Source organism: Aminobacter sp. P4_D5 (assembly GCF_056401815.1).
The window spans coordinates 1-804 of sequence record NZ_JBFUIP010000569.1 but is presented as its reverse complement, the minus strand read 5'-3'; the positions used below and the strand labels follow the sequence as shown (position 1 = coordinate 804).

The window sequence follows — 804 nt, the reverse complement described above, 5'->3', positions numbered from 1 at the left end:
GCCCAAGGTGGTGATCGCGGCGACCGCGGAATACTTCGATGCACAGGACTCGTTCGGACAGTGGGTGCGGGAATGCTGCGAGCTGGATCCCGTGTGGTCCGCCCGGCCTGGGAACCTGCTCATCAGCTTCACGGATTGGTGCCGAAGCAACGGTGAGGCGCCACCCAACCGAACCGCTTTCAAGAGCCTGATCGAGMGWTTTCCCGGTCTGATGTACGCCCGCAACAGAGGCTACGACCATGTCCGGGGCCTCCGCTTGAAGCTCGACGAGGGGGCCAGCCCAACCGACCACCTCGGGGAGCGGGACAGCCCATCGTCGATCACCGAAACTGAATGGATGGATCCTTAACATGCTGAACATCGAGATGCTGGAAGATCCCAGTGTCAARGCGTGGCTGSGCGGCATTGAGCCCGCCTGGACACTGTTGGACCGGGATAGCCTCGCCGCCCTGCGTCGGTCTCCAACGGCACCTGGTTGCGCGATCTATCTGGCCGAGGACCTCAGCCCTGACGAGTTAGAACGATCCGCCGTCGCGTCGAACATGGCGATCCTGCTGCGCGCAGCAGCCGATGSGCCMGGTCTTAGGCTTTCGGCAAGGGGTTGTTTGTCAGGCAGAGCGGCGAAAAGGATTGTCAACCGTCTCGAATGGCCAGACTTCGACAAGGCTGCGGCATTTCGTCTCCGCCAGGCCGCGAACGAGGCCGACTACCCGCCGCTTCTGGTCCTTCGGTACCTTGCCGAAGTGATGCGTCTTCTGGAGGCATCGACTGGCCATCTAACGGCTTCGCCGGTGGGTCGCATAT

Annotated in this window: 1 protein-coding gene and 1 pseudogene; both read left to right on the top strand. The window is 62.3% G+C overall.

Annotated elements, in window-relative coordinates; all coding sequences use genetic code 11:
- Nucleotides 1-349: pseudogene (locus tag AC1DWF_RS33545) on the top strand (hypothetical protein); the annotation flags it as partial.
- A 1-nt stretch (nucleotide 350) separates the two neighbouring features.
- Nucleotides 351-804, top strand: a 454-nt coding sequence (locus tag AC1DWF_RS33540) for a hypothetical protein (protein ID WP_476842814.1), incomplete at its 3' end; no start/stop codon positions are given.